At 44.5% G+C, this 22559-nt stretch carries 33 protein-coding genes; 1 reads left to right on the top strand and 32 read right to left on the bottom strand.

The features are described 5' to 3' along the window. Positions 1–2: 2 nt before the first annotated feature. The 24 genes from ADS79_RS07480 to ADS79_RS35955 all read right to left on the bottom strand — a co-directional run bounded on the left by ADS79_RS07480 (position 3) and on the right by ADS79_RS35955 (position 17789). On the bottom strand, positions 3–503 hold the full coding sequence (locus ADS79_RS07480) for a phage baseplate protein (RefSeq protein ID WP_049737778.1): 501 nt from the start codon (positions 501–503) through the stop codon (positions 3–5). Beyond that, positions 503–2641, bottom strand: coding sequence for a phage tail tape measure protein (locus ADS79_RS07475; protein WP_049737777.1), 2139 nt, complete (start codon positions 2639–2641; stop codon positions 503–505). Before ADS79_RS07475 ends, ADS79_RS07480 begins: the two co-directional genes overlap by 1 nt. Positions 2642–2692: 51 nt before the next feature. Next, the gene (locus ADS79_RS35435) at positions 2693–2878 is read right to left on the bottom strand and encodes a hypothetical protein (RefSeq protein ID WP_141260963.1); all 186 of its coding nucleotides are present in this window, start codon (positions 2876–2878) and stop codon (positions 2693–2695) included. Then, positions 2841–3167 (bottom strand): hypothetical protein, encoded by a 327-nt coding sequence (locus tag ADS79_RS07470; protein ID WP_049737776.1) that lies wholly within the window; start codon positions 3165–3167, stop codon positions 2841–2843. Before ADS79_RS07470 ends, ADS79_RS35435 begins: the two co-directional genes overlap by 38 nt. 26 nt (positions 3168–3193) lie before the next feature. Further along, positions 3194–3589 carry a phage structural protein gene (locus ADS79_RS07465; protein ID WP_049737775.1) on the bottom strand — a complete coding sequence of 132 codons (396 nt, stop codon included), beginning with the start codon at positions 3587–3589 and terminating at the stop codon, positions 3194–3196. 17 nt (positions 3590–3606) lie between these two features. Then, entirely contained in the window at positions 3607–4611 is a 1005-nt protein-coding gene (locus tag ADS79_RS07460) for a DUF3383 family protein (RefSeq protein WP_049737774.1), read from the bottom strand. Then, the gene (locus tag ADS79_RS07455) at positions 4601–5092 is read right to left on the bottom strand and encodes a phage neck terminator protein (RefSeq protein WP_049737773.1); all 492 of its coding nucleotides are present in this window, start codon (positions 5090–5092) and stop codon (positions 4601–4603) included. Before ADS79_RS07455 ends, ADS79_RS07460 begins: the two co-directional genes overlap by 11 nt. After that, positions 5079–5429, bottom strand: a complete 351-nt coding sequence (locus ADS79_RS07450; protein ID WP_049737772.1) for a hypothetical protein — start codon at positions 5427–5429, stop codon at positions 5079–5081. Before ADS79_RS07450 ends, ADS79_RS07455 begins: the two co-directional genes overlap by 14 nt. 11 nt (positions 5430–5440) lie before the next feature. Next, positions 5441–5917, bottom strand: a complete 477-nt coding sequence (locus tag ADS79_RS07445; RefSeq protein WP_049737771.1) for a phage virion morphogenesis protein — start codon at positions 5915–5917, stop codon at positions 5441–5443. After that, on the bottom strand, positions 5918–6466 hold the full coding sequence (locus ADS79_RS07440; protein ID WP_049737770.1) for a phage head-tail connector protein: 549 nt from the start codon (positions 6464–6466) through the stop codon (positions 5918–5920). A gap of 11 nt (positions 6467–6477) precedes the next feature. Next, on the bottom strand, positions 6478–6825 hold the full coding sequence (locus ADS79_RS35960) for a head fiber protein (RefSeq protein ID WP_049737769.1): 348 nt from the start codon (positions 6823–6825) through the stop codon (positions 6478–6480). Positions 6826–6837: 12 nt separating this feature from the next. After that, complete coding sequence (locus tag ADS79_RS07430; protein WP_049737768.1) at positions 6838–8049, bottom strand: phage major capsid protein; 1212 nt, start codon at positions 8047–8049, stop codon at positions 6838–6840. A gap of 43 nt (positions 8050–8092) precedes the next feature. Next, a complete protein-coding gene (locus tag ADS79_RS07425; RefSeq protein WP_049737767.1) occupies positions 8093–8692 on the bottom strand; it encodes an HK97 family phage prohead protease in 600 nt (199 codons plus the stop codon). Then, the gene (locus tag ADS79_RS07420; protein WP_049737766.1) at positions 8685–9980 is read right to left on the bottom strand and encodes a phage portal protein; all 1296 of its coding nucleotides are present in this window, start codon (positions 9978–9980) and stop codon (positions 8685–8687) included. The genes ADS79_RS07425 and ADS79_RS07420 overlap by 8 nt, the downstream gene beginning before the upstream one ends. A gap of 14 nt (positions 9981–9994) precedes the next feature. Next, positions 9995–11755, bottom strand: a complete 1761-nt coding sequence (locus ADS79_RS07415) for a terminase large subunit (protein ID WP_141260965.1) — start codon at positions 11753–11755, stop codon at positions 9995–9997. Then, a complete protein-coding gene (locus tag ADS79_RS07410) occupies positions 11748–12371 on the bottom strand; it encodes a P27 family phage terminase small subunit (RefSeq protein ID WP_049737765.1) in 624 nt (207 codons plus the stop codon). Before ADS79_RS07410 ends, ADS79_RS07415 begins: the two co-directional genes overlap by 8 nt. Before the next feature lie 248 nt (positions 12372–12619). Continuing rightward, entirely contained in the window at positions 12620–13480 is an 861-nt protein-coding gene (locus ADS79_RS07405) for a TIR domain-containing protein (protein WP_049737764.1), read from the bottom strand. A gap of 76 nt (positions 13481–13556) precedes the next feature. After that, entirely contained in the window at positions 13557–13736 is a 180-nt protein-coding gene (locus ADS79_RS36530) for an HNH endonuclease (RefSeq protein WP_307725613.1), read from the bottom strand. Between the two features lie 194 nt (positions 13737–13930). Further along, positions 13931–14530, bottom strand: coding sequence for a tyrosine-type recombinase/integrase (locus ADS79_RS07400; RefSeq protein ID WP_049737763.1), 600 nt, complete (start codon positions 14528–14530; stop codon positions 13931–13933). Positions 14531–14798: 268 nt separating this feature from the next. Next, positions 14799–16100, bottom strand: coding sequence for a PIN domain-containing protein (locus ADS79_RS07395; RefSeq protein WP_049737762.1), 1302 nt, complete (start codon positions 16098–16100; stop codon positions 14799–14801). A 78-nt stretch (positions 16101–16178) separates the two neighbouring features. Next, the gene (locus tag ADS79_RS07390; protein WP_049737761.1) at positions 16179–16703 is read right to left on the bottom strand and encodes a sigma factor-like helix-turn-helix DNA-binding protein; all 525 of its coding nucleotides are present in this window, start codon (positions 16701–16703) and stop codon (positions 16179–16181) included. Beyond that, positions 16700–16849 (bottom strand): hypothetical protein, encoded by a 150-nt coding sequence (locus ADS79_RS35210; protein ID WP_161807263.1) that lies wholly within the window; start codon positions 16847–16849, stop codon positions 16700–16702. The genes ADS79_RS07390 and ADS79_RS35210 overlap by 4 nt, the downstream gene beginning before the upstream one ends. A 105-nt stretch (positions 16850–16954) precedes the next feature. Continuing rightward, positions 16955–17161: an XtrA/YqaO family protein gene (locus ADS79_RS07380; protein ID WP_049737759.1), complete on the bottom strand. Its 207-nt coding sequence runs from the start codon at positions 17159–17161 to the stop codon at positions 16955–16957. 178 nt (positions 17162–17339) lie between these two features. After that, positions 17340–17789 (bottom strand): hypothetical protein, encoded by a 450-nt coding sequence (locus ADS79_RS35955; RefSeq protein WP_236699907.1) that lies wholly within the window; start codon positions 17787–17789, stop codon positions 17340–17342. Between the two features lie 146 nt (positions 17790–17935). Here ADS79_RS35955 and ADS79_RS07365 point away from each other — a divergent pair, with 146 nt between their 5' ends. Beyond that, the gene (locus ADS79_RS07365; RefSeq protein WP_049737758.1) at positions 17936–18319 is read left to right on the top strand and encodes a hypothetical protein; all 384 of its coding nucleotides are present in this window, start codon (positions 17936–17938) and stop codon (positions 18317–18319) included. Between the two features lie 272 nt (positions 18320–18591). On the opposite strand, the gene ADS79_RS07360 is transcribed toward ADS79_RS07365, so the two are convergent. From ADS79_RS07360 to ADS79_RS07330, 8 genes are all read right to left on the bottom strand, one after another. Continuing rightward, positions 18592–19272, bottom strand: a complete 681-nt coding sequence (locus tag ADS79_RS07360) for a DUF2786 domain-containing protein (RefSeq protein ID WP_049737757.1) — start codon at positions 19270–19272, stop codon at positions 18592–18594. Positions 19273–19308: 36 nt separating this feature from the next. Beyond that, positions 19309–19488 (bottom strand): hypothetical protein, encoded by a 180-nt coding sequence (locus ADS79_RS07355; RefSeq protein WP_049737756.1) that lies wholly within the window; start codon positions 19486–19488, stop codon positions 19309–19311. A gap of 39 nt (positions 19489–19527) precedes the next feature. Beyond that, a complete protein-coding gene (locus ADS79_RS07350; RefSeq protein ID WP_049737755.1) occupies positions 19528–20523 on the bottom strand; it encodes a DnaD domain-containing protein in 996 nt (331 codons plus the stop codon). Beyond that, positions 20516–20689, bottom strand: coding sequence for a hypothetical protein (locus tag ADS79_RS35570; protein ID WP_162839509.1), 174 nt, complete (start codon positions 20687–20689; stop codon positions 20516–20518). The genes ADS79_RS07350 and ADS79_RS35570 overlap by 8 nt, the downstream gene beginning before the upstream one ends. Positions 20690–21171: 482 nt before the next feature. Further along, positions 21172–21498, bottom strand: coding sequence for a hypothetical protein (locus ADS79_RS07340; protein ID WP_049737753.1), 327 nt, complete (start codon positions 21496–21498; stop codon positions 21172–21174). Positions 21499–21513: 15 nt separating this feature from the next. Further along, entirely contained in the window at positions 21514–21774 is a 261-nt protein-coding gene (locus tag ADS79_RS07335) for a helix-turn-helix domain-containing protein (RefSeq protein ID WP_049737752.1), read from the bottom strand. 162 nt (positions 21775–21936) lie between these two features. Next, positions 21937–22086: a hypothetical protein gene (locus ADS79_RS35565; RefSeq protein ID WP_162839508.1), complete on the bottom strand. Its 150-nt coding sequence runs from the start codon at positions 22084–22086 to the stop codon at positions 21937–21939. Positions 22087–22169: 83 nt separating this feature from the next. After that, a complete protein-coding gene (locus ADS79_RS07330) occupies positions 22170–22421 on the bottom strand; it encodes a helix-turn-helix transcriptional regulator (RefSeq protein WP_049737751.1) in 252 nt (83 codons plus the stop codon). Positions 22422–22559 lie beyond the last annotated feature (138 nt).

The following is a 22559-nucleotide window of genomic DNA, read 5'->3' as shown; positions in this document are numbered from 1 at the left end:
ACCTACTTTTCAGCCCAAGGGCTTCCAGCCTTGAATTTCACTTTTTCAACCTTCTCCTCTTTCTTTTCCTTCCCTTTCCCTTTCGATTTTGTCTGCTTTCGTCCCGAGCTGATAACAGGAGCAGCTGCCGCCTTGATGGGAAGAGGCAAGGTTTCCACGTAAGAGGATTTCACAATCCGGATTTCTTTGAGTGCCATGGAAAAGGAAAATCCATTTGCGATCTTGTAATCATGTTTGCTGCTAAAAGAGACAATCACACCTGTGAAGAGATTTCGTCCCATAAATTTGACAATCTCGCCATTGTCCGATAACGAAATCAAGTTTTGCCGGATCTGCGCGGCGTCATTTCCTACAATAACGCCAGTTATGCTCATCTGCCGAGGTTTCCGCTGTACGTGATCACTCGTGTCAACGCCGTCCTCCACAGGCTGATCCGTGACGTCTACCTCATAATTGGGATCTTCGCTTTCTGCCAGGACATACATACCGTTAATGGTTGCCATTATGCATGTTCCACCACCAATGGGACGCCTAATCTACGTGCGGCGCTTTGAATGATTTCATGGAGGGCTGGTTTTAACTCGGATGCGATCGCCGTCCCTGTTTGTCTTGCATCAGATCCACCAGTTACATCAATTTTAATGACCAATTCCATTTTCATGATTCCTCCGCCGGCTGCTGAGGAAACTCCTGCTGCTCGTGCTGGTGGTAGGCTTGCAACGGGTGTTTCGTGTGGAGCTGTGACATCATCTGCTAGGCCTGCAGACGCTCCAGCTACCCGTGATTGCATGCTCTCAATCCCTTGAGCCAAGCCCTCGCCCGTGTAAACCCCCACATCCATCATGACTCGGGAAGGGGAATGGATGCCTAAAATGCTCATGATCTTGTCGGTGATGCCATCCCCAATGGCTGTGATCTTCTCCATAACTAGATCTGCCATGGATCCGACTCCATCAATCATGCCTTGGATGATGTTTTTGCCAATATCAAACAAATTGATCCTGGAAAGAAACCCAATGATACTGTCCCATGTTCCTGTTATCGAGGTCCATATGCTTGTGAATGTTGAGTTTGTAAAAGCAACAATCTCATCCCAATAGCTCACAACAAGTGCAACCACCCACGCGACCGGGCCACCAAGGATGACCAAGATAGTTGATCCCCACGTTTGGAAGAATTCAACCACGCTATTAAAAATACTGATTGTCCACGCCTTGAAAGCTTCCCACTTTTGAGCAAGCCACTCACTAATGGTTCCCCAATTTTTGAACACATAGATAATGCCTGCGATCACCGCTGCTACAGCCAGACCAATGGCGATAAACGGTAGCCAGGGAGCAATAGCTGCCCAACCAGCTACAGCTGTGGCCCATTGTGCTGCAATCCATGCAGTAAATGCAGGGAGTAAAGAGTACAAAATGACAATTCCGAATCCTGCAAGTGCTGGTCCAATGATGTCGATGTTTTCCACTAGAAAACCTGTGGCATCACTCACAAACGTAATAGCAGCGCCAAGTTTATCTCCGATGATTTCCCCAACGGCTTGAATTTGTGGTTGATGATCAGCCATCCATTGACCGAATTGATTCAGATACGGCAGCATTTTCTGTCCGATCGGGATCAAAATACCGACTTCGATTTGCCTACCGAACATTTCAAAGGCTTCCCCAGGTTTGTCGAATTTGACCTTGTTTATTTCGTCCATGGTGTCTTTCGTCATGTCAAATTTACTCTTGGTGGTTGCCATCGCCGCAATTACACCAGCTTCTAGGTCCTCAAACTGCGTACCCAGAAGCCCAACACCAATGGTATTTCTGGCAACTGGATCCTCTACGTCTGAAATCATCTGCATGATCTGTGTAAATGCCTTCTTGGCTTCTGGTCCGCCACGGGCGAATGTACTCATCATTTCCTCTGCATTCAACCCAAGCATTTCATACGCTTCGATGGAGCTTTTTGAACCATCTTTCGACCGGATGTTGAATTCCTTAACAGCATCACCGACTTTGTCCAGGTTAAATGCTCCACCTTCTAAGCCAGCTGAGAAGGTATCGAACATTTCATTTGCTGTAAAGCCAAGTGATTTAAACTGTGGAGCATATTCGTTTGCAGAATCAAGCAGCTCGCCTGATTTGTCTAACCCATTTTGTGCACCCTGGGCGAACAGGTTAAAGGATTCTGCTGAAGATATTCCAAAGTTTTTCACCATCGTGTCGGATGTTTTGAGAGATTCATTTAACTCAAGTTGGAAAGTATCTCTCAAAAGGATGGCGTCCCTCGTTGTTCGTTGAAGCTCGTCCCCTGTTTGCTGTGTCACTTGTCTTGCAAGTGTCATGGCATTACCTAAGTCGTCCCAATCACTTCCCAAGTTTTGCGCGTACAAGTCTTTGGCAATTTCTTTTGTCTCTTCCATTTGCTCATTTGTTGAATTCGTTGCCATTTGAAACTGAGACATTGCCCGTTCAAATCCAGATGCTGCATTGATGGCAGCAATCCCAACACCAGCCAAGGCTGCACCCGCTGCTACACCAAGGCCGATGACACCAGCTTTCAACCCATCTACTTGATTTTGGGCATCGCGTAATCCACGATCTGATATCTTGAAGCCAACCGCAAACATTAAATTACTAATAACACCCATCTTTGTGCACCTACCTTCCAGCAACAAAAAGAGCGCCCATGTGGACGCTCCTTACTTTTTCTGGTTCTCTTTTTGTTGCTCTATATGGATGTCCAGTGCTGCGTTCGCTTCGGCAATATCGTCATCATCCATACTGTTCAAGTCTGAATACGAAATGTTGATATCAGACAATAGCAAACGCCAGTATGGCCATCGTTCCCTAGCTCGTCGTTTCGCTTCCTGTTTGCTGATGGTCATGTGGATCACCCTTTGGCTCTTCGTCATCTTCATCTTTACCTGCGATGAAGGCATAGGCCTTGTTAATGGTCTCTTGATATTCCTGATAGTCACCAAAATCGTCTATTTTCATTTTGGGTTGGACAATGACGTGCTTTAACACTTCTTCAGCCAGTCTCTCTTCCATCAAGACACCATGCTTATTTTTGCTGGAGTCATTGATTTTGGATACCATGCGTACGCCAGGGTGTTGGAAGATGTAGGTGTTTCCTGATTTGGAAGTAAAGGTTTTCTGTTTAAATGCACTCATTCTTGATCGTCTCCTTTGGATGTGGTTTATTGCATGTCAATATCAAGGCATTGGATCTCATACTCTCGATCTGCTGCCTCATTGCCATATGAACGCGAGGCTGGTTTCACCACATAGGCTTCTGTCACCGTTGTGGTCTCTTTTGGTGTGCCGGAATATATGACACTCACAGGCACCAACTTTCCTGAGTTAGCAAGCTTGTCCAGGTAGGCAACTTGTGGGCTGCTTGGGAGTAGTGTTACAGAGATTGTCGCCAATGGGTTGTTTACCTTGGTCCGAACCACGTCCCCCTGAGCTCCCACTTTGGTTTCATAGTTGTTTTCCGCTTTTTCGATCTCCACCATATCTTCTGAAAATCCAGTAAGATACACACTGTCTACAATGACTGCAAGATCATTCGGATCGTACGTAGCTGCTTTCAAATCCGTTCCCCTCCTCTTTACAGAACAATCGTTCCTTTAATTGCGGCAGCATGAATCGCACCAGCCAATTCGAATCGGAATTTCCCATGGTTGTATTCACGCTTCTCCCGATCGGCTGGATCTACTTCGTCTCGCCCTTTGAAAGACGTGGAAAAGAGTGCCTGACCATCTGCATCGTGGGCAATCATCCCATTCAAATCAGCACGTTTCAGAATGGTCCGAGTCTCTCCTTCCAACTGAGCAATACCAGTATTGTCAAAGCGTACTTTAGGCGAACGATTCAGCAGCTTTTGAATAGCGTACTGAATACTAAATACTAGATAGTCCCGGGCATGGATAATGTCGATGTATTCACCAGAAACGGTTTTCCCTTCGCTGGTCACATCATCGCCAGCTTTTGTTACATAAGTGTTTGCGCCCAGGTTGTGAATTTCATTTAACTCTGTTGTGTCTATATCCAAAGGAGTAATGCCCTTCAGCGTCTTGAATTTCCATGTGATGCTTCCAACATCTGCTGAAGCAGCTACACCAAGCCATGCTGCTTCTGGATAATTGTCCGTTGTTGTGTGATAAAATCCCGTGGTGCGGGTGTACTTTTTCGCTTTGATCGTTGCAAGATCTTCTTTGCTCGATGTGCTGAAAAAATACTGCCTTGAATTGTTTTGTTCGATTACATCAGCAATGGCCGTGATGTCCGTTACCAGGCCACTGGTCGAAACTAGGAAATACCAGTCCTTTGCAAAAGATTTTGTCATGAATTGTGTCCACGTCTCGTCTTCTGTCTTGCGCATCATGACCGCAATTTCTGATGGAGAATTGTCTTCCTGGTTCAACAAAGAAAAGGCAGCTTTGTAAATCTCTGTGTTCTCTGCAAAATCTTTCATTACAGCTGGGAGATCATAGTAGGTTTTATAATCCATGCCATCTGCACTGGTACCGATAATTAACGGCTTTCCAAAGCCTAGTTTTGGCGTAGGTCGTTGAATGTCAATCGTTACAGTAACGTCACTTTTAACCGCCAAGCCCAAACACTCCTTTCACTTGTGCTTTCTCAATTGCTATCAGTTCACCATCTGTTACATCCAGGGTACGAAACGTTACCTCAAACCCTTGACGCCGCTCCCATTCGCCTGCAATAAGGATGTCCCTATTTTCGTTTCTCCCAATTTCAGCCACGATGACATTGATTTGATCTTTTAGCAGCTCACGTCCGTCTCGTTTGAACCAATCTTGGGCTTTCATCGCATTCTCAATGCTGGTTGCCTTATCGTCCGCGTAAGACAAAAAAGAGACAGTAAAATGAACCGTCCCTACTTGCCGAAGGTTGTTGTCTTCCTGGTATTCGATAGGAAAGCCACGGGCGCTCTCGAAGTCAGCAAAATCATACGTGAGAAATGGACCCGTTGGCATGTCGCCTCCGCCATTCATTTCAATAATAGGTAATGATAGATGAGCTGATAGACTTTGAACAATGGCCGACCGGATGGCTTTAAACGGGATCACGGGCGACCACCTTCTTTAACATGTATTTGTTTACATCCCTGTAGTCCCGCTCTTCAGGCGCGTGGACTGTGTACTGCTTTTCTTGGTATTCAATCAGGTCCCCAGCAAGGTGCTTGTTTATTGTGTACAAGGTTCGATCCTCATTTGTATAGTTACCGCCCTCTTCTTGTTGCAGGGCAGCGCTGACAGGTTGAATGTGTCCCATGTACGTGGTTCGTATGGGTACGGCTGGTATCCATACACCGTCAGGATCATGGGAGCCGCATGTACCCGGTCGGACCAGAACATATGGTGTATTGTATCTCGACAAAATGGGAGAAAACCGAAACGATAACACCTTGACCACCTCTATTTGTCCACGATTATGAAAGTAATTGAATCCCGGAGGGCTTTTTCTTGCACCAAGATTTTGTTTTTCTGCCCCTTTTTTCTCCAGGCATAACGTGGGGACAGTGGTGGTGTACGAATCCTATCAAAGTTTTTGAGTGTTTTCTCTTTCCCAATCGCTCCGATTTTTTCTAGCAAGCCCATTGCTGTCTCGCTGTTTTGAACAATGTTGTTTACACCAGCCCTTGCTTGCTTGGAGATCGCTGCCTGCGATTTCTTTTTCCCTGTGCCGATGAAAGAACGCGCTGGTATTTTTGCTTTTAGGGATCCGTATTCATGGATACCTGCAATCATAGCCAGTTCAGCATCGCCCTGCGCACCAATATGAACCTCTTTTTGGGTCAGACCGCGTAGCTTCGCGATGATTGCAGGTAGAAAGGTTGACTCTGTAACCTCCACATTTGCGCGTCTTGCCCTTGTTCTTCTCGCTCCAGCCAATTACACCCACCTCCCCACATAAGGCGTCAGAAGCGCCGCAACGGGGGCAGGCAGTGCCTCAGAATCATCGCTGTATGTGACGGATATATCCCCCACCCGTTCAGATTTTGCACCAGGGTTACGACCAATCATCTGGATATATAAAAGGCAAGCCAGCTCAATGCTCTCCGGTAGGGTACGTGGCTCCTCCTTCGTGGCTTCGCTTGGTAAGACATATCCACCTAAATAGGTGACAGAAATGTTATGCTCCCCAATAGGCCAGCCCCATTCCCGATACAGCCTTCCGTCCCCGATCTCTTCATAATCACCAAGAATTTGATCGGCCCGAACCTCCTCAATGTGATGGATCGGGTAGTTTCTGAGATTCAGATACAGGGAGGGATACCCACTCATCCTTTCCGTATACAGCTTCTTCCGGAACGAACGCTTGCAATGGTTCTCGATGGCTTGGGAAGCCGCGGCAATCAAGAGTGACAGTGTTTCATCCATGCTGGTATCTTCTGTAGGTATCTGCATGACCCTTTTTGCACGGTCAAGAGAGGCGAGCATACTTCCACCCCCTATGACATGATGCCAGCTGCCCGTAATTTCGCAAGCAGCTCGTTAAAATCGGCAACCAGACCCTCTACACCAGTTGCTGTGCTGTCTGCTTGTGCAGCTGCTTTTTTGGCGGTCAGCTTGCCATTTAAGGATTTGGTTGCGTCCGCTCCGAACTTGGCAAGTGTGATTGCCCCATCTGCAAGCTTGGAAGTAGTAATCGACGAATCCGTAATGTCAGAAGCGTTGCCCCCTAATTCAATTGGAACTCCGTCTTTTACGATCTGCCCGCCTCCCGCAATTTCAAGGACTCCACCTATGACTGTCCGGTTCCCGTTATCAGTGACGTAGTTTTTGGTTTGATGGCCCATGGCTATCGCTCCTTATCCGTTCACTGGCACGCCTGTTAGAATTACGATCGCGTCTTCGTTTGCAGGCTTGCCATCAAAACGTTGAATGACTCGCGTCAAGGTAGTGTCGTTGTCGAATGCGTCCCCGCCGACGTCGGTGGTCTTCGCCTCCAGTGACTTGCGATCAAAGAAGAAATAACCGGCTTCAAAATTACCAAAAGCAAGTTTTGTCTTTTGCTCAGTAGTACCTTCATTTTTGATTTCGTCAAACACTTCCACTGGATAGCTGAACAGCGTAAAGACATCCGCTTTGCTTGGATCGGGAACCAAGACACTCTTGCCATCCGAATATTTCATGTCGGCCAGCGCTTCCGTTGCAGCTGTGTTCATGACCCATTTCGCGCCGTTTCTATATCCCTTGTCCACCATGTTTTTCAGCTTCCGCAAGGTCTTGATATCCAATGTAGTGCATGGCAGTGTACGGTATTTATCGGTTACAAAAATACCTTCGCAGGAATCATCGCCGCCAATCCCATAAAACACCTCGTCGTTTTCCGTGTTCAATGAGATTTCGGTGTACCAGTCACGCAATTCATCGGTGATATCCACTGCGCTGTCGGCCATTAGGTCGTTAGTAGCTTCAAAGATACCTGCGAAACGGTGTACCTTGTATTTGACCTCTTGGTATTGAGGTGTATCCATCTTACTGATGGGCTGTTTCTCATCCACATTGTTCATTCGGAGATTTGTACCACGGCGTTTTGCACGACTTCCTGAGAGTGTGCCAACAGGCTTCACACCTACCAAATTACGAATAGATTGCTTCGTCTGTTTCTGTTTGATGATCTCTTTAGAAATGTCCTCTGGAACGAGGATGCCGCCTGCTGCCTTGTCTCCTTCCGACATCGAACGTGCCTGCTGTTGCATTTGTTTGAAGGCACGTTGTTCATCGGTGGTCAGCTCTGCCTCTTTGCCGTGTTTGAGGTACTTGTCAAATGCGCTTCGGTGCTCTTTTTTCAAATCAAACTCTTGACCAGGGTCATCTTCTTGCGCGGCAGCCGGGACGGTGCTTGCAGGGGTGTCTGCTTCCCGAAGCTCTTGGAGCAAGTCAATTTGTTTGCGCAGGTTTTTAGCCGCCTCCGCAGCAGCACGCGCTTCCTCTAATTTGTTTTCATTGGTGAGGCTGCGTGCTTCTTCCAACTTTGCTGCCAGCTGCTGGCGTAATTCGCGTTCTCTTTCGTCCATGAGTAAAGTCCTCCTTCGAATTAGGAAATAAAAAAATCGACGATCAGCACAAGCCAATCAAATCGATTTCGAGTAACAGTTTTTCTTTTTCAAGCTTTCGTTGTTCCTTTGTCGTGATCCCCAATTGATCAATGCTACGTTGGGAAACCTCACTGTCCGGGTAAGCCGGGAATGGGGTAGGTGAAATCTCGCGTAAGTCTATATCGATCAACGTACGCTCGTATACATCCTCTTCTTTGAGATACGTAAACGAATCTTGCCGGACACTGAACCCAAAGCTTACGCCGTCCACATCCCCGCGCGAAATAGATTCAAACGCGTCTTTTCCCCATGTACTGTTTGGCAAATCGCACTCGAACCGAAGACCAGTATTGTCTTCCCATAGACGAAGAGTACCGTTTTTCGTGGACCCCAATACAAAATCACTTCGGTGATTCCAAAACGCTTTGATTACGTTTTCTGCAAGGCTACGGGCAAAGGCACCTTTGGCAACCTTCTCGTAAAATTCCCCCCAAATCAATTGGCTACGTTGATTGAACTTGACGACATATCCAGCAATCGTGCTTGTCGTTGATCCTTCATCACCTGAGCTACGGACTTCAATATCTTCGACTGGGAGAAATCTGATTTCTTTTTTACCCACTACTCTCACCCCCTTTCGGTGCCTCTTTTCCAAGGCCAGCTTTTAGCATTTGGTACTGGTCCATTTTGTCCAGACTCACAAAATTCAGGCTGACAAAATGTTTATCGCCCAGGTCTCCAATGCTGTCTCGCTCTTCTAATTCACGGACCTCATTAATGGTATAGGCGCCCATTGTGATCATTTCTCTGTAGAACTGTGCGCGGCTAATGCTATCGCCGCGAAGCTCACTGGTCAGATTAAATTTCACATAGTATCGTCTTCGTTCCATTTCCGTGAATAATTTATAGATTAGCTCTTGCTCCCAGTTCGTAATGATCGGTTGCAGGGTGCTTTTTACATACTCCAAAGACTGGTGTTCAATGTTGGAAAATGTCGCTTTGTCCATTAAGCCAAGCTTGTGCGGTGGTATCTTATAAATTTTTGCTACCTCACCAATCCCAAACTTATGCGTTTCGATAAACTGAGCATCATCCAGGTTCATCCCCAAACTTTGGTAGTCCAAACCAGCATCGAGAATGGCGATTCGATGGGCGTTACTGAGGCCCGAATTTACCTTTTGCCATTCATCCCGTATCTTGTCCTTGGCTGGCTTATCGAGACTGCCTGGAACTTTCAAGATGCCTCGGGTAGTTGTCCCGTTTGCATAAAAGGAACCAAGGAATTTCTTTTGAGCTTGCTGTACGCCAATCTCTTCTCGGATGACAGCGATAGGGGTGATTCCTTTTATTCCACCACGGCTAATAGACTTGAGATGCAGGATATCTGCAGAGCGAATTTTTCTCGTCTCCCCGCTCGGGAGAGTGGTTACATACCATAGCTCCCCTGTCACCGGGTCAAGGTGGACATCCGTTCTGGATGGATCGAGGGGCCAAAGCGCCTTTGGCTGTCCATTGTAAGGACCACTATCGTACCACTCGATATTTGCGTAGGCGTTTCCCCATGCAACTAAATGCACTTGAAGCAGCTCTTTGAAGGTGTAGGCGCTCATGTGCGAGTTTGGCCGGATTCCTAGCAGCTTGGCAACAGGGTGGGAGTCGTCTTTTTCTAGCCCGCTCCCACGCTTTTTAAAAACTTGAATCGGCAGCTTTCCTATGTCCCCGCCCAGGATCGATGCACAGGTATAAACATTGCTATTTAGTAGGGCTGATGAGCTTGTAACCCTTAGCCCGCTGGAGGTCTTGGCTCCGCCTCCGAAGAGGTCTAAAAACCATTGCTTGGGGTTTAATAGATTTGATAATTCGCCGGACCGCTGCTCCCACCATCGCCGGAAGTATCCCTTTCGTCTCATGCTTCACCTCCTCCCTAGAACGAAAAGTCATCGCTCATAATGTGGCTGTTCAGGTCTATTGTTCGATGTGACATGACCAGCTTATGGCAATCGATTATGGCGTCTATCGGGTCGATCCGTTTAGTTTTAGCCATTGGGTCTTTATCGATCTTGATTTCCCCGAAGCTGTTACTTGTTGTTTTTGCATTGGCCATGCTCCAAGTCAGCAGCTTGTTTCGACTATCATAGATGACGTTCCCCGCCTCTACTTCGAGCCTGAAATCCACCGTTGCATCATTGAGGCTCTTTGCGCTTTGAGTGATCTCCACGCAATCCACGCCAAACTCTTCCAGGTCAGACAAAAAAGCATCCGCATTATGTGGGTCATATGCGATGCCTTTGAGTTTCAAGTCATATTTAGCTATCAAGTCTCGGTAGTACCGGATGATGTACTTGTAGTCCGTTTTGACCCCACCTAACGTTTCGGTCGGCGTCAACAGCCCTTCCATGATCCACATATCGTATGGTGCATGATCTGTTTTTACATGTTCCGCGACACGCTTGGCTGGTATGAAACTATGCGAATGAATGTAGTATTTTTGGCAGGCGCCCTCATTCAGAGGAAATTCCAAAGCACCAGAGGTAAGGTCACCGCCGGAAGACAAGTCAAAAGCAAGGTAACACTCGCGTCCTGCCATGTCCTCAATCGTTGTATCGGATTCGCAAGCCTTCCAGTGCTCCATGTTCATGTACTGGTTGTCAGCATACATTACCCAGCGATTCAATGATTTGGTCAAGAAGTTGCGCAGCTCCGTTCCTTGCATCTGCTTCGCCTTTACCGCATCCGCACGCAAGCTTACCAGTGTTTCAGGTGTCCAAAGTGGATTTGCCTTGGGCCAGTTGGCCTCGTCCCAAACGTCGTCATCTTTGTCCAGCTCGCAAATGAAAACAAACTGCGTCTCATCTTTGTGAGCACCAGACAACACCATTTTGCAGTATTCGTACAGCTCATAACACGGGCCATTAATATCGAAGCCAGCTGTCGTGATGACTGAAATAAGACACTGTTTGAGCTTCTTCGTCCCGTCAGCGAGTAACTTATACATCTGATTGTCTTTGTGCAGGTGGTACTCGTCCACACTGGCAAAGTATGGCCGGAAGCCGTCGATCGATTTCGTGTCCCTGCCCAGCGCTCGAATCTCGCCGTTCGTAACTTTGCATTCAATCTTTGCCGCATATTCCTTGACGACAAATAACCCGTCCTCGTATTGCGACCCGCCGAGCTCTTCATCAGCGTTAATGAACTTAATACATTCCTTGAGCACGATCCGTGCCTGCAGCTCTTTGGTAGCCGTGCAATAAATCTGCGGGTAGTTGTATCCATCAAAGTTGCCATAAAAGAGAGAAGGAACTGCATTCCCAAGCGACTTCCCGTTCTGCCTAGCTACCTGAACGTAGGAGGTACGAAAACGCCTGTAGCCGTCTTCTGTTACCCATCCATTCCAGCTCCCAAAAATAAAATCTTGGAAGCCCCACAACTCAAGTGGCTGTGGCTCCTCTCCCTCTGCAATCGTTAGGGATTCAGCAAATTCGATAATCTCGTGGGCTTTATCCGGGTTCCAGACGTAGGGAAATTCTTCTGTGCCCTGCCGTTTCAAATCGTTCAGGTGTCGCTCACACGCTTGACGCTGAGTCTGCCCCGCTATAATCTCACCATTTACGACTGCAAGAGCGTAGGCGGTAACTCGGTCACATTCCTGCACCGTGTTGTAAGGATATCTCTGTTCCCTAACCACTCCGACCAGCTCCAAACTTACCGAACTTACTTGGTGGCTTGTCATCCTTCTTCGGCTTTGGCACGCTCTTCACTTTTGACAATGGATTCAGGAACAGCCGATCCTGCATTTTGATCAGCATGTCCATTTTCTTATTGATCGCCGTCTCGATTTTAAGTACACCTTCGATTGACGCCAGTTGAGAGAGATACATTTGTGCCTTTAGGCCGAATAGTTTAACGTCCTCATCATTTACTGCCGCTTTTTCATAAATCCCCTCGAAATAGTCCTCAAAAACGTCCTGATTGATTGCAATTTTCTCTAGTTTTTGATACTGATTGAGCAGCTTTTCATACTCCGAATATGTCCGGCAGTACATCGCCAGCAGGCCTACATCAGAGCTTGTTAGCAGCTCAATATTCTGTTCAGCTGCCGCTTTGTATTCCTTCAAGCATTGTTTCCAGTGAGCGAAGGCAACCACGTCATTCTTCACAAATGACGGGGGCTTTAGCTTATCAAGCTCACTTTTTCCAAGCTTAATTTCGTTCTCTTGCCGATGACGAATTTGTTCTTTCGTTAACCGGTTCGGATTCCCCTCCGCGAGGTGCAGAGAAGTTGGCTTTGCATTCCGTCCCATCGGGTTCACCTCCCAGATTCTCCGAAAATTTGATAAAACGAATTTTTACGCGATTAAGGGGGCACGCGGTCTATAGTGTGTCTTCCCTAGATTTTAAGGGGAGGGGGGTTACCTCTTATCTTTTGTTACCTTACAGATAAGCCCACAGAGATACTCATTCCAATTAACTGATTGGCATTATAGTCAGAGCAATAATTACTTCAACTAACTCCCCTTAAATGATAAAAAACCACTTATTAAAAAGTGGTTTAAGCCATAGCATATTCTTTCAAATCAATAACTTTAATAAGACCTTCTTTTTCAAGTTTATGAAGAGAAGATTTAAGCATCCCAGAATCCAAAGATGTAGTCATGTTTATGGTCATCATTTCTTTTTCGTTTAATATGCTTGATGAAACTGTGAATTCCGTCCAAGTAGGGGCTAACGATGATAAGAATGTCTGTAAGTCATCTGGGCCCCACTTGATGACCTGAATGTAAATGTTGTAATGATATATATAAGGTTCATTTTTAACATAGTTTGACTTCTTTCCTGATGTTCGTGCCATAGAAAATAATAAATCTTCTATACGTTCTAACCGATTTGCTAAATACTTATCTGCGTCCGCAATAGGAGCTTGTTGGATGATATTACTTTGGATAACCCTATAAATAGGATTGTCGGGCTCTGATTCGCCCAACGCTTGGCAGACCATATCTTTGACTTTGTTTTGCAAGTCTATTACACCCGCAATGTCATTCGTATATTTGATTGTTCTCTCTTCCGCAATATCAAATGGGAGTCGAGTATCTTTCTCGCAAATCTGTACTACTGGTTTTCTAACAGCATGACGTACTGCCAACTCATACATAACATTTGGGTTAAGACCAGTGAGATTTGCAATTACCAAATCTGCATCAAGAATAAGTGATATAACTTGTCTATTTATTGAACCCGGATTAGGCATTCGATGTGCAACAAGGATATTTTGCTCTTTAAATCCCAGTTCTTTTGTTAAAACAGGCACAATTACAGCATCTATTACTCCTTCCGCTGCCCTTCTAATTGTTGAATCATCTGGACCGATAGGAGTTACAATAAAGCACTTCATATTTTTGTATTGATCCACAATAACACCTCCACTTTCTACATATTTCTACATTTAGAGGTGTTTACCTTTTTTCATCAAGCATTAAGAAAAAGACTTATTTGCCGTTACCAAAGCCCCCATCTTCCTTCGCTGTCTTCCTGCTATGGCAAGTAGAACAAAGCCCCTGCCAATTCTTTTCATCCCAAAACAAAACCACATTACCCCTATGCGGAGTGATGTGGTCAACGACAGTTGCAGCTATTACTTTTCCGACATCAAGACAATCCTTACACAATGGATTGTCGCGGAGAAACCTTGCTCTTGATTTCCTCCACCTTGCATCATAACCGCGTTGTGCAGCAGTGCCCCGCTCCTGGTTGTATTGCTTGACGTGATCCTTATGAGCTTCGCAGTATTGGTCAGCCGTTAGCTTGGAACACCCCTGCTTACGACAAAACTTTTTCAGTGCTATTAGCGATACACCTCCTGCTACAACCTAATTGTCTTATACACTTCTTGTATTGCCTCTTGAGTAACTCCAATGTAATCCAACGTGATCCGCTTATCTGAGTGGTTGAATATTCGCATTAGGTATTCCAAAGGAACACCATTGTGCCAAGCATGATAACCAAAGGCTTTTCGCATACTGTGACATCCGATGCGATCTTCAATACCAATCTGGCGAGCAACCCTATTAAGTATCGCCCAAGCATGCTGCCTCGTGATCGATTTATAGTTACCGTCTTTGTCCCGCTTCTGGCTGGAGAATAACGGTCGATCCCGCTCTACCACATCCAGCTCAGCTAAATACTCAGCAATCGCTTCCCGTATCGTATCGCTAATCTCAATTAGCTTCTTTTTACGCTTCGTTCGTTTTCTTGTCTTCTGTTCGATCAATTCAAGTTGCTTGATTGGCCGCCCTCGCTTATCGATTACATCCCCGATACACAAGGGCAAAATATCACTGATCCGTAAGCCGCTGTTCAATCCGAGAACGAAAAGAAGCTTATCCCGCTTATTCCGATGACCAAGCAAAATCTTCATCGTCTTGATCTGCTGTCGATCTCGGAATGGTTGTACGGTTTCCACTTTGCTCCCCCCTCTCGTTTCGTCAGATTTTTTGGCTTCCTCACAGGCAAGGCAAAATTGCTATTTAGCGCTTGGCGCTCTTGGTCTGAATTACAATCTTACAGAATCTCTTTGAATCAAATTTTTTGCTCTTACAAATAGGTGGCTTCTGCCCCACACTAAATCATTTGTATCTATTTATAAATAAAAACCCCCCTATTATGGCATAATAACTACCTACATCACCGAGGTATTTACTATACGAAAAGGGGAATTTGTTTCTAACCAATTACATATATTTGATAAAATTCATTTCATAGTCTTCTGGAAAAAGCGGCTTATGGTTAATAACTTCGTGACTGTTAATAGATTCTATATCGAAATGTTCGACTATAAAATCCGTAACTTCATAATCTTCAAAATCCGGATTCTGCTGTATTAAAATCTTATCATCGTTAGGATAAGATATTACAAAGTTTACGGAGATATCAAACTCTAAGGTCTCAGTCTCGTGATACTGGAATTTATCTTCTCTGCTATCATGAACGGGGTTATAGATGTATACACTCACATCATATTTAAAAGTAAGATCAGCAGAAACTATCAATTCGCCTCCATATTCTTCGATGGATACCAGGTATACTTGCGGATCACCAATTCTTAGTGATTCTGGTTGTACGTAACCACCCATAAAGTAATCAGAATGAATATCTTCTGCTTGTAGTCCATCTATATAGTCGTCAATTTCGTTTACAATTTGCTTATTATAATTTAATTCGATGATTTCTTTAACTTTGTGTTCATTAATTATGTCTTGAGCACTCATTAAGGAGAAGAGGTATTTTGAATTACTGATAAAATTTATTTGTTGCTGTTGGAATTTTTCTTCAGCTATTTCATTCAAGAATTTTTCCACTTTACTTTGATTATGCTTAAGAAATGCCTCTGATGAGATATACGGTGTTAACACATCTTGGGTCAAGTTAGGATGAAGGACATACGGCTCTGAATCCTTCCTATCTTCCATTTTCTTAAATAATTGTAAATCACTGAAATCTTTAGTGTTATTTGAGATGAAATAACAATTCTTGAGTTCTTGACTCTGTATATATTCAATGTAAGAGAACCATATGATTGCATCTCTAATAGATTTATTTGAGTATCTTAATAATTGATTATTCTTTAATCCGACTTCATGTTTGGCTATAAAAGGAGGCATATTATGCATATCTAGGTTAATAAGTTCGTCAATTACCCTAACCGAGTATCCTACTTTTTTAATTTTCCCTTGATTGTTTAAGAGTGTAAAGAAATCATCAAACTCTTGCATAAAATCATCTATATCCAGCTTAACTTCTAAAATAGATTTAGATGTAAGATATGTTTGAATATCCGCAGTTGAATCAGTAATAGATTTAATTTTAGCTTTAATGAATTCATTGTGCCCTCGTTTGACTTCTTGAATAACAACATCACTTATATAGATGGTAACTTCTTCATGTTCAGTTAATTCTAATAGCGTTCTGTTGAAATTATTTTTATTAAAAAATGGATCTTTGAAAATTATATTTGCATCAATAAAAATATTCATGCACTTTAAGCCTCCAACCCTTTAAACAAGGATATATTTTCCAGTAATACATCTATTATAATTTATCCCAGATAGATTTTATACTCCTTTTTCTCTCACATTATAGCCACCCGTTAAAAAAATAGCCATCACAAGGATAGCTATAAGTGCTTGTAATAATTCAATTTTCTGATGTGCCCTAGAAAGGAGTGTCGAGACATTTCCCCTACTAATTTCTAGTAATTCCGCTGCCTTTGCGTGTGTCATCCCACCCCCGTAAACCATTAGATAACATTCTTGCTCCCGTTCAGACAAAACGTTTAGATAGAGGTCTATTAGATTTCTATCTTCTTCGTTTGCATGCACTCGACAACCGCCAGTACCAGGCCTTACATAGCTTTGCATTTTAAATGGATCAACAAGTATTTCCCGCTGTTTCTTAGATCGCCTTTCCATCCCTCTTATACTTACAGGCTGCCGCCCGCTTTCAAGCCACTCGATAATAAAATCAACATCCCTAATACTTCCAGACCAATAAGAACGAATAGCTGGAGACTCCTCGGTTTTATGAATTTGTTTCAATTGTCGTCGCGTTGCTTTATATGATTTCAACAAGTCTTTCATTGAGCATCCTCCTTTGTTTTGCGGCGATTATCGGCTTTGTCTTTGAGAAAACGACGCCCACCTGTATCGCCCATAAATCGCTTAATCTCGCCAAACGAATACTGCTGCTGCTGTTGTCTCCGCCCTTTATTCCAATCTGTTTTCATGAGAGCATCCCTTTCTTCGCAAAATAAAAAGGGCGCCAGAACACACCCCTCCATGTGGGTATGTCTGACGCCCTCCCGTATCTCGGTATCAGGCTTGATATTTGATTAAAAAAGCTCACTTTCGTTAAAATCCAGTTTTGAAATTCGTCCTTGGCTCGATTTCACGATTGTCTCGCCGTGATGGACAATCGGTACAACCTTTGCCTTCCCTTGCCTTGGATCAATCAATACCATTTGTATACCTTGTCCTATCGGTACAGTGACTGTCATTTTCGTTAAATCAATGTCTATTTCTGTTGCTCGTGTGCTCATCTTCTGTTCCCCCTGTCAGGTGACCCGTGTTATAATAGTTTTGCGAACATATTTTCGGGCTCCCGTTTGGGGGCTTTTCTTTTTTTACTCCTTAATGTTGTGTTTAATTACTTGCTTTTGTTTTATTCATATCACTTTCAAAATTTGTATATAAGTACTTATTTAAATTACCGTTTTGTTAAGCCAAACGCTTCCGGGCCTGGTCAGCAATCATCATCGCGAAGTTGGCAACATCTGATGCCTCTCGGATAATATTTTCTAAGTCAAGACCCGATTCGCTGTTGTGACCTGCGTACATCACACCACTAAGCTCATTGGCTTCTTCGAGTAGCCTTCCCCTCAACCAGAAGATCCCGCAATTTTCCCAGCCGCCTTTGTGGTCGTTCTCCTGAAGCTTGAGCTCCATCTGCTCAGCGAACCAAAGGACTGGCTCCCTTACATTTGGCATATTAACCTTTTGCAAGTATTCAGTTGTAAATGGTCCTTGAAACCCTTCCAAAAGCACCACAGGCTTTCCGTTCTCCGCTATGGACTCTTCCGATTTGCAAGTCCATACTTTCCCTTGATAAGCAGGAATGCTAGCCGCCAAGCAAGTGTGCATGACAACCTTGTCACCCTTTTTCAGCATCTTCTTTCCTCCCTAACTAATAAGTAAATAAGAATCATGGACCGTCTATTCTTCTAGTCAAAATACCAAAAATCGAAAATTGTGGTGATGCCCTTGTCCCCTTCGTGACCTCCTGAATATTTTGGTACAAGGAGGTGATATATCTCATGGCAACACAGCCGATTACAATCGGGGCAAATAGCATTGCACGGATCGGAGATCGATTTTTCCTAATTGTTGAAGTGGAAGCAAAGGCGCCTGGTGTTGAAATTGACCCCGTTTTTGCAGTTCGTACAACGCCCCAACAAGCTAGAAGTCTCATTAATGCGGGTGTAATGCGAACAATTATTCAGAACAGACGCCCACAAGCTCGCCCTGGAACGAAAGTTGAGTTTAAAGGAGTACTGTCCGCCAACGGTCGGTTTTTCTCAGTCTTCGATGTTGAAAACTCAACAGATATTTCAGTACTTGTTAGAATCAGCCGTGAACGAGCGCAAAGGCTTATTCGTAATGGAGCACGGAGAATCCCAGTGATTAGAAGAACTTTTTAACTGTCTCGGCTGGATTCTTTCAGCTACAATGATGGAAACCCTGTGGGAGAAGCTGCTGCAGGGTTATTCCTTTTACACAATTTGTTAAGTGACCCTTTTCGCTTTCTCCTTGAGCACCTTTTGATGGATTTTCTCTACAAGCTCCTGCTCTTCTTTGATTAGTTCAACTTGAGCATTTAAGCAATCAATCATAATTTTCAGCATGTCTAGCTCTTCATTGGAAAGGTACAAGCAAATCACCAACTTTCCTTAATGAGCATTGTGTTAAATCTCTAGTTAGCAATCATTTTTCTGCTCGAATCGAAACTCTTTCCGTCCGTAAACCCGCGTTCATACGCTCCGTTATTGCCGCCAAAGGATGCACCTGTTGGCTTGCTCTTTTTCAGGTTCATACTTTCGTGCTCCTGAACAACGAGTGCATCCTTCACCAGAACAAGACCCCAGTTATTTTTTTCAACCTGTTCTTTGAATTTTTGATCCAGGCCACGAAGATAACCCTTCAAGTAATCGTTGCCCATGTATGTGACTTCCACTTTCCGGTACCCGCTTTCTTTTAGTTCTTGTCGGTATTTTGATAAATGGTACTGGATTGTTTCGCAAGCAAATTTGAAAATTTCAATCGCCAGTGATACATCAGAATCAAGTCCAACAAACCTAATTTGGGATGCGTTGCTTCTCTTGTTGATGTAACTAAAGCACCGGAAATTCTCAGCTACAATCGCAGATAAACGCTTCTTCCACCAAATAGTCTTTCCGTACTCAGTGGCATGTTCATGAATCACGTTCTTTTCCTGCTCGTTTTCCGACTCTTGAACATCCTGTATAGATAAACCATGTTCTGCCAAAACACGCTGCGCCATTAACATTGCGGATTGCGCTTCTTGTTCTGATGGATTGTTACTAGCTAGAGCCAGGGCTTTACGGACTTTCCGCAAAATGTTCTCGTTTAACAAAATATCCCTCTCCTCGCCTTGTTTTGATGCAGTCACCTAATTAGCTTTTTCATAGCACCAAGCCAGTTGATACCACTTTTGCTTTCCTGACTTGACGTGTACCTCGATAAAATCCTCAGATTGCGGAGCTCCAGACTTGTTTTCCAGTCCTTGTGTCAACTCTGATTTCTCCGTTTTCGCGGATTTTCGAGAGCCCTTGCCTGTTGCGTTCGCCATTTCAACCACCCCTTTTAGATACTGGTATGATCGCGGAGATTACTTGCCAGAAGCCTTTTTGCTATTCAGATTTGCAAGCATTGCAGCTAACTCTGGATCGTCAGCAATCGATTTTCCTCGCTCAAACTGCGTACCGTTCTTTTCTTGCTCCATCTGCCATTGAACGGCTTGGGGAAGCTTGTCTGTCATTTTCACAACTTTACCGGAGGAACCGATCTCCCGTTTCTGTTGGTATTCCTGATCAGCCTTTTCGGCTTGCTCTGCTGTCTTCACACCTTTAGCGAAAAGGTTTTGGATTGTACCCTTAGCGTAGTTCCAAACCTTGCCTTTCTCTGCTGCATCACGCATTGCCCACGCGATAAGATCAATCTCCATTCCATCATCAAGGTAGCTGTGAAGCAGCTCCACTAATGCTAGATTTGGTTCAAAGGTAAAATAGTGCTTGTACTGGTCAATAACACTTTTGAAAACATACAAGTTTCTGCCGCCGACTACCATGACCTCTCTTTGATCCCCTTGCCCAGCTGGAGTATTAAGTGGTGGGGGAATCAGAGTATCAGGAATCAGTTTAAGGGAATCAGGAATCAGAGAATCAGCACGGCTTTCAGTAGGCTCGGCATTGCCTTGGCTCGGAAATTCCGAGGAAAGCCCTAGGCTGTACTCGGGCTGTGCCTTACCTTGGTCGTCATCCCCTGTCTTACCAACTGTTTGGCGCGGTTTCGGGATTTTACTTGCCGCCTCACGGTGATGTGGATTTTGATGCTCTACAAATTTTGGAATGCTGATAAATCGTTCTCCGTCAACTTCGTACCTCAAGATAAAACCCATATGGTGTAATTCCTGTAGTTGTTCGTCAACATTGACGTTCTCGTACGGAAACAATTCGCCTTTGATGCGCTTTGGTCGGTCTTCCAAAAATCCCTCGCGGTCTGCTAGGCACCACAGCCCAACAAACAGTAGTCTTGCATGAGCACTTAATTCTGATAGGTCTTCGTTTTTAAAGAAACTTGGCTTGATGTTCCTTGCTCTAGCCATCCGAGCAGCTCCTCTCTGCCAACACTCTGTAATTTTGTATTGTTTTTGGTTTCCAATCCGGGTAATTCCGGTACATATACGCTACCGCATAACGCTTTAATAACGCGGGATTGTTAATCGCACCATACAAATCAGGAAGCGGAAACCATCGTACTAATTTGCACATAACCAATGTACTCCCAGTAATTTTTTGGAATACTTTCGTCCGTTGTGATATACTACAAGTAAATAAACATGTTCGAGGCTCCGCGCTGCTACGCGGGGTCTTTTTCATTTTTGATACGCATAATGCACCCCTCTTTCTTTTGGAGGCCACCAACAGCCCTTCCCACTCTGCCAGCACTGCCGCCCTGATAGCGGCTCCATAGGACCTCTTTATGTATTGGGTGATATCGACCACCCGTGGAAAGCTCAGCGACTGTGCAATCTCCCGTTTAATACTGGAGAACTCTGAACCCTCCACGCGGGGCCGAAGCCTCACGTTACTGCTTGTCCACACTCATTCAAGTATGGTATGATTCTCTTATCCAATAAGTCGCCTCTCGTTCCCGCGAGAGGTTTTTTCATTTTCTAGGAATTTGCGAATTTCCCACCCCTTACATAACGCTCCAACGTACCTGCCATTCGCCGTCAGTCTATATGGCTGCTTCACGCTATTCCCTCCTTGAAACGGTTATTGATCCATTCAGTTTCTCGGCGTGCCTTGGTGTCCCTAATGAGCTTGGCTGTCTCGCGCATATTCTCAGTGTCGTGTGCAAATGCGTGTTGCCGACGATCAGCTGTATCATCCAATGCCTGTGCGATTAGATACAATTGTTCTTCATCGAACCGATCAAAAAAGCTATTTAACAGTTTGATATTCAGAACTATTTGCAATGTTTCAGTCAGTTTGCTCCGATTAAATTCATCAACCTTCCCAAAATGTCGAACCTCAGCCAGTGCCTGTACAACATATCCATATTGCTTACCTGTCATGGAGCTCGTCCCTCCTTAAATCAACCAAAATGTAAACATCAATCCAATAACGTTCTGCATGATTGACAGTCCGTCCATTCCGCAAAAGAAAGCAACCGCTACATCCTTGGCCCCAGTCGCCTCCACCCATCTCATCAAGGTTTCAGCATCGAGCGTCTTTTTGTCGTTCTCATATTTGCTGATGCAGCTCCTTGAGCGATTTAGCTTTTCAGCCATTTGTTCCTGGCTTAATCCAGCCCGTTCACGACATGCTTGAATAATGGCTCCAAATTTCACTTTCAATCATCCTTTTTCTTCAAAAGTTTCCAATGTGGAACAGACAATTATTTAGTTTGGTTTTACAATAAAGGTGTGCTCATCTTTCGACTCCCTCGGTTACTCCGGGGGAATCCTTTTATTGAGCAGCTTGTCCATCGACGCCGGGATAACCCGGAATCGTTACTCATTTGCAACCTTCTTTTGTAACTCTGGCTTCGGTTCAACTTTGGCGAAGTACGGGGCAAATGCAGCAGTGAACGCTTCCAGACGATCCCTTTCCCCATACGTGACCTTCCCAATTTTCAACGTTGTCTTCTTGCGTCTCGCCATGTCGCCACCCCCATATAATTTACTTATGCAGGGCGGATAGGAGGACGACCCGAGAGAATTCATGCTGCTTCACCTACTTTCAATTATGCAGTTGTTCTATTTCCCAACACATTGTTGGTTTCCTGTTCAAAAAAAATTTCATCAGGTGTTCTTTCGATTAAGCTAGCAATCGCTAACGCAAGCTCTAGTTTCGGAGTCCTTACTCCTTGTTCAATCATTCCGTAATAGCTCACAGATATCACTAAACCGCTATGTAAATAGATCTTTTCAACAACATTTTTCTGCGACCATTTACGTTCTTTTCTAAGTTGAGTGAGTAACAGACGCTTCTTCAAAGTACCACCTCCCAACGTTTTGTAGTCTTATCTTACCCAACTATCTGTAGGATGTCAATCAATATCATACATTTTGTTGGTTTTCTTTCCGAATCCAACAGACCGTTGTATAATTGTAATATCGGAGGGGGTGTTTGT

It is taken from the genome of Brevibacillus reuszeri (assembly GCF_001187725.1).
In the GTDB taxonomy this organism is placed as follows: Bacteria; Bacillota; Bacilli; order Brevibacillales; family Brevibacillaceae; genus Brevibacillus; species Brevibacillus reuszeri.
The sequence above is the reverse complement of the archived record's forward strand: the minus strand, read 5'-3'. Positions and strand labels throughout refer to the sequence as shown.

Excerpts from the sequence above, each read along its gene's own strand:
- ADS79_RS07480 (WP_049737778.1), bottom strand. The coding sequence starts at position 503 with ATGGCAACCATTAACGGTATGTATGTCCTGGCAGAAAGCGAAGATCCC.
- ADS79_RS07475 (WP_049737777.1), bottom strand. The coding sequence starts at position 2,641 with ATGGGTGTTATTAGTAATTTAATGTTTGCGGTTGGCTTCAAGATATCA.
- ADS79_RS35435 (WP_141260963.1), bottom strand. The coding sequence starts at position 2,878 with ATGACCATCAGCAAACAGGAAGCGAAACGACGAGCTAGGGAACGATGG.
- ADS79_RS07470 (WP_049737776.1), bottom strand. The coding sequence starts at position 3,167 with ATGAGTGCATTTAAACAGAAAACCTTTACTTCCAAATCAGGAAACACC.
- ADS79_RS07440 (WP_049737770.1), bottom strand. The coding sequence starts at position 6,466 with ATGCTCGCCTCTCTTGACCGTGCAAAAAGGGTCATGCAGATACCTACA.
- ADS79_RS35960 (WP_049737769.1), bottom strand. The coding sequence starts at position 6,825 with ATGGGCCATCAAACCAAAAACTACGTCACTGATAACGGGAACCGGACA.
- ADS79_RS07430 (WP_049737768.1), bottom strand. The coding sequence starts at position 8,049 with ATGGACGAAAGAGAACGCGAATTACGCCAGCAGCTGGCAGCAAAGTTG.
- ADS79_RS07420 (WP_049737766.1), bottom strand. The coding sequence starts at position 9,980 with ATGAGACGAAAGGGATACTTCCGGCGATGGTGGGAGCAGCGGTCCGGC.
- ADS79_RS07410 (WP_049737765.1), bottom strand. The coding sequence starts at position 12,371 with ATGGGACGGAATGCAAAGCCAACTTCTCTGCACCTCGCGGAGGGGAAT.
- ADS79_RS07395 (WP_049737762.1), bottom strand. The coding sequence starts at position 16,100 with ATGAATATTTTTATTGATGCAAATATAATTTTCAAAGATCCATTTTTT.
- ADS79_RS07390 (WP_049737761.1), bottom strand. The coding sequence starts at position 16,703 with ATGAAAGACTTGTTGAAATCATATAAAGCAACGCGACGACAATTGAAA.
- ADS79_RS35210 (WP_161807263.1), bottom strand. The coding sequence starts at position 16,849 with ATGAAAACAGATTGGAATAAAGGGCGGAGACAACAGCAGCAGCAGTAT.
- ADS79_RS07380 (WP_049737759.1), bottom strand. The coding sequence starts at position 17,161 with ATGAGCACACGAGCAACAGAAATAGACATTGATTTAACGAAAATGACA.
- ADS79_RS35955 (WP_236699907.1), bottom strand. The coding sequence starts at position 17,789 with ATGCTGAAAAAGGGTGACAAGGTTGTCATGCACACTTGCTTGGCGGCT.
- ADS79_RS07365 (WP_049737758.1), top strand. The coding sequence starts at position 17,936 with ATGGCAACACAGCCGATTACAATCGGGGCAAATAGCATTGCACGGATC.
- ADS79_RS07355 (WP_049737756.1), bottom strand. The coding sequence starts at position 19,488 with ATGGCGAACGCAACAGGCAAGGGCTCTCGAAAATCCGCGAAAACGGAG.
- ADS79_RS07350 (WP_049737755.1), bottom strand. The coding sequence starts at position 20,523 with ATGGCTAGAGCAAGGAACATCAAGCCAAGTTTCTTTAAAAACGAAGAC.
- ADS79_RS35570 (WP_162839509.1), bottom strand. The coding sequence starts at position 20,689 with ATGTGCAAATTAGTACGATGGTTTCCGCTTCCTGATTTGTATGGTGCG.
- ADS79_RS07340 (WP_049737753.1), bottom strand. The coding sequence starts at position 21,498 with ATGACAGGTAAGCAATATGGATATGTTGTACAGGCACTGGCTGAGGTT.
- ADS79_RS35565 (WP_162839508.1), bottom strand. The coding sequence starts at position 22,086 with ATGGCGAGACGCAAGAAGACAACGTTGAAAATTGGGAAGGTCACGTAT.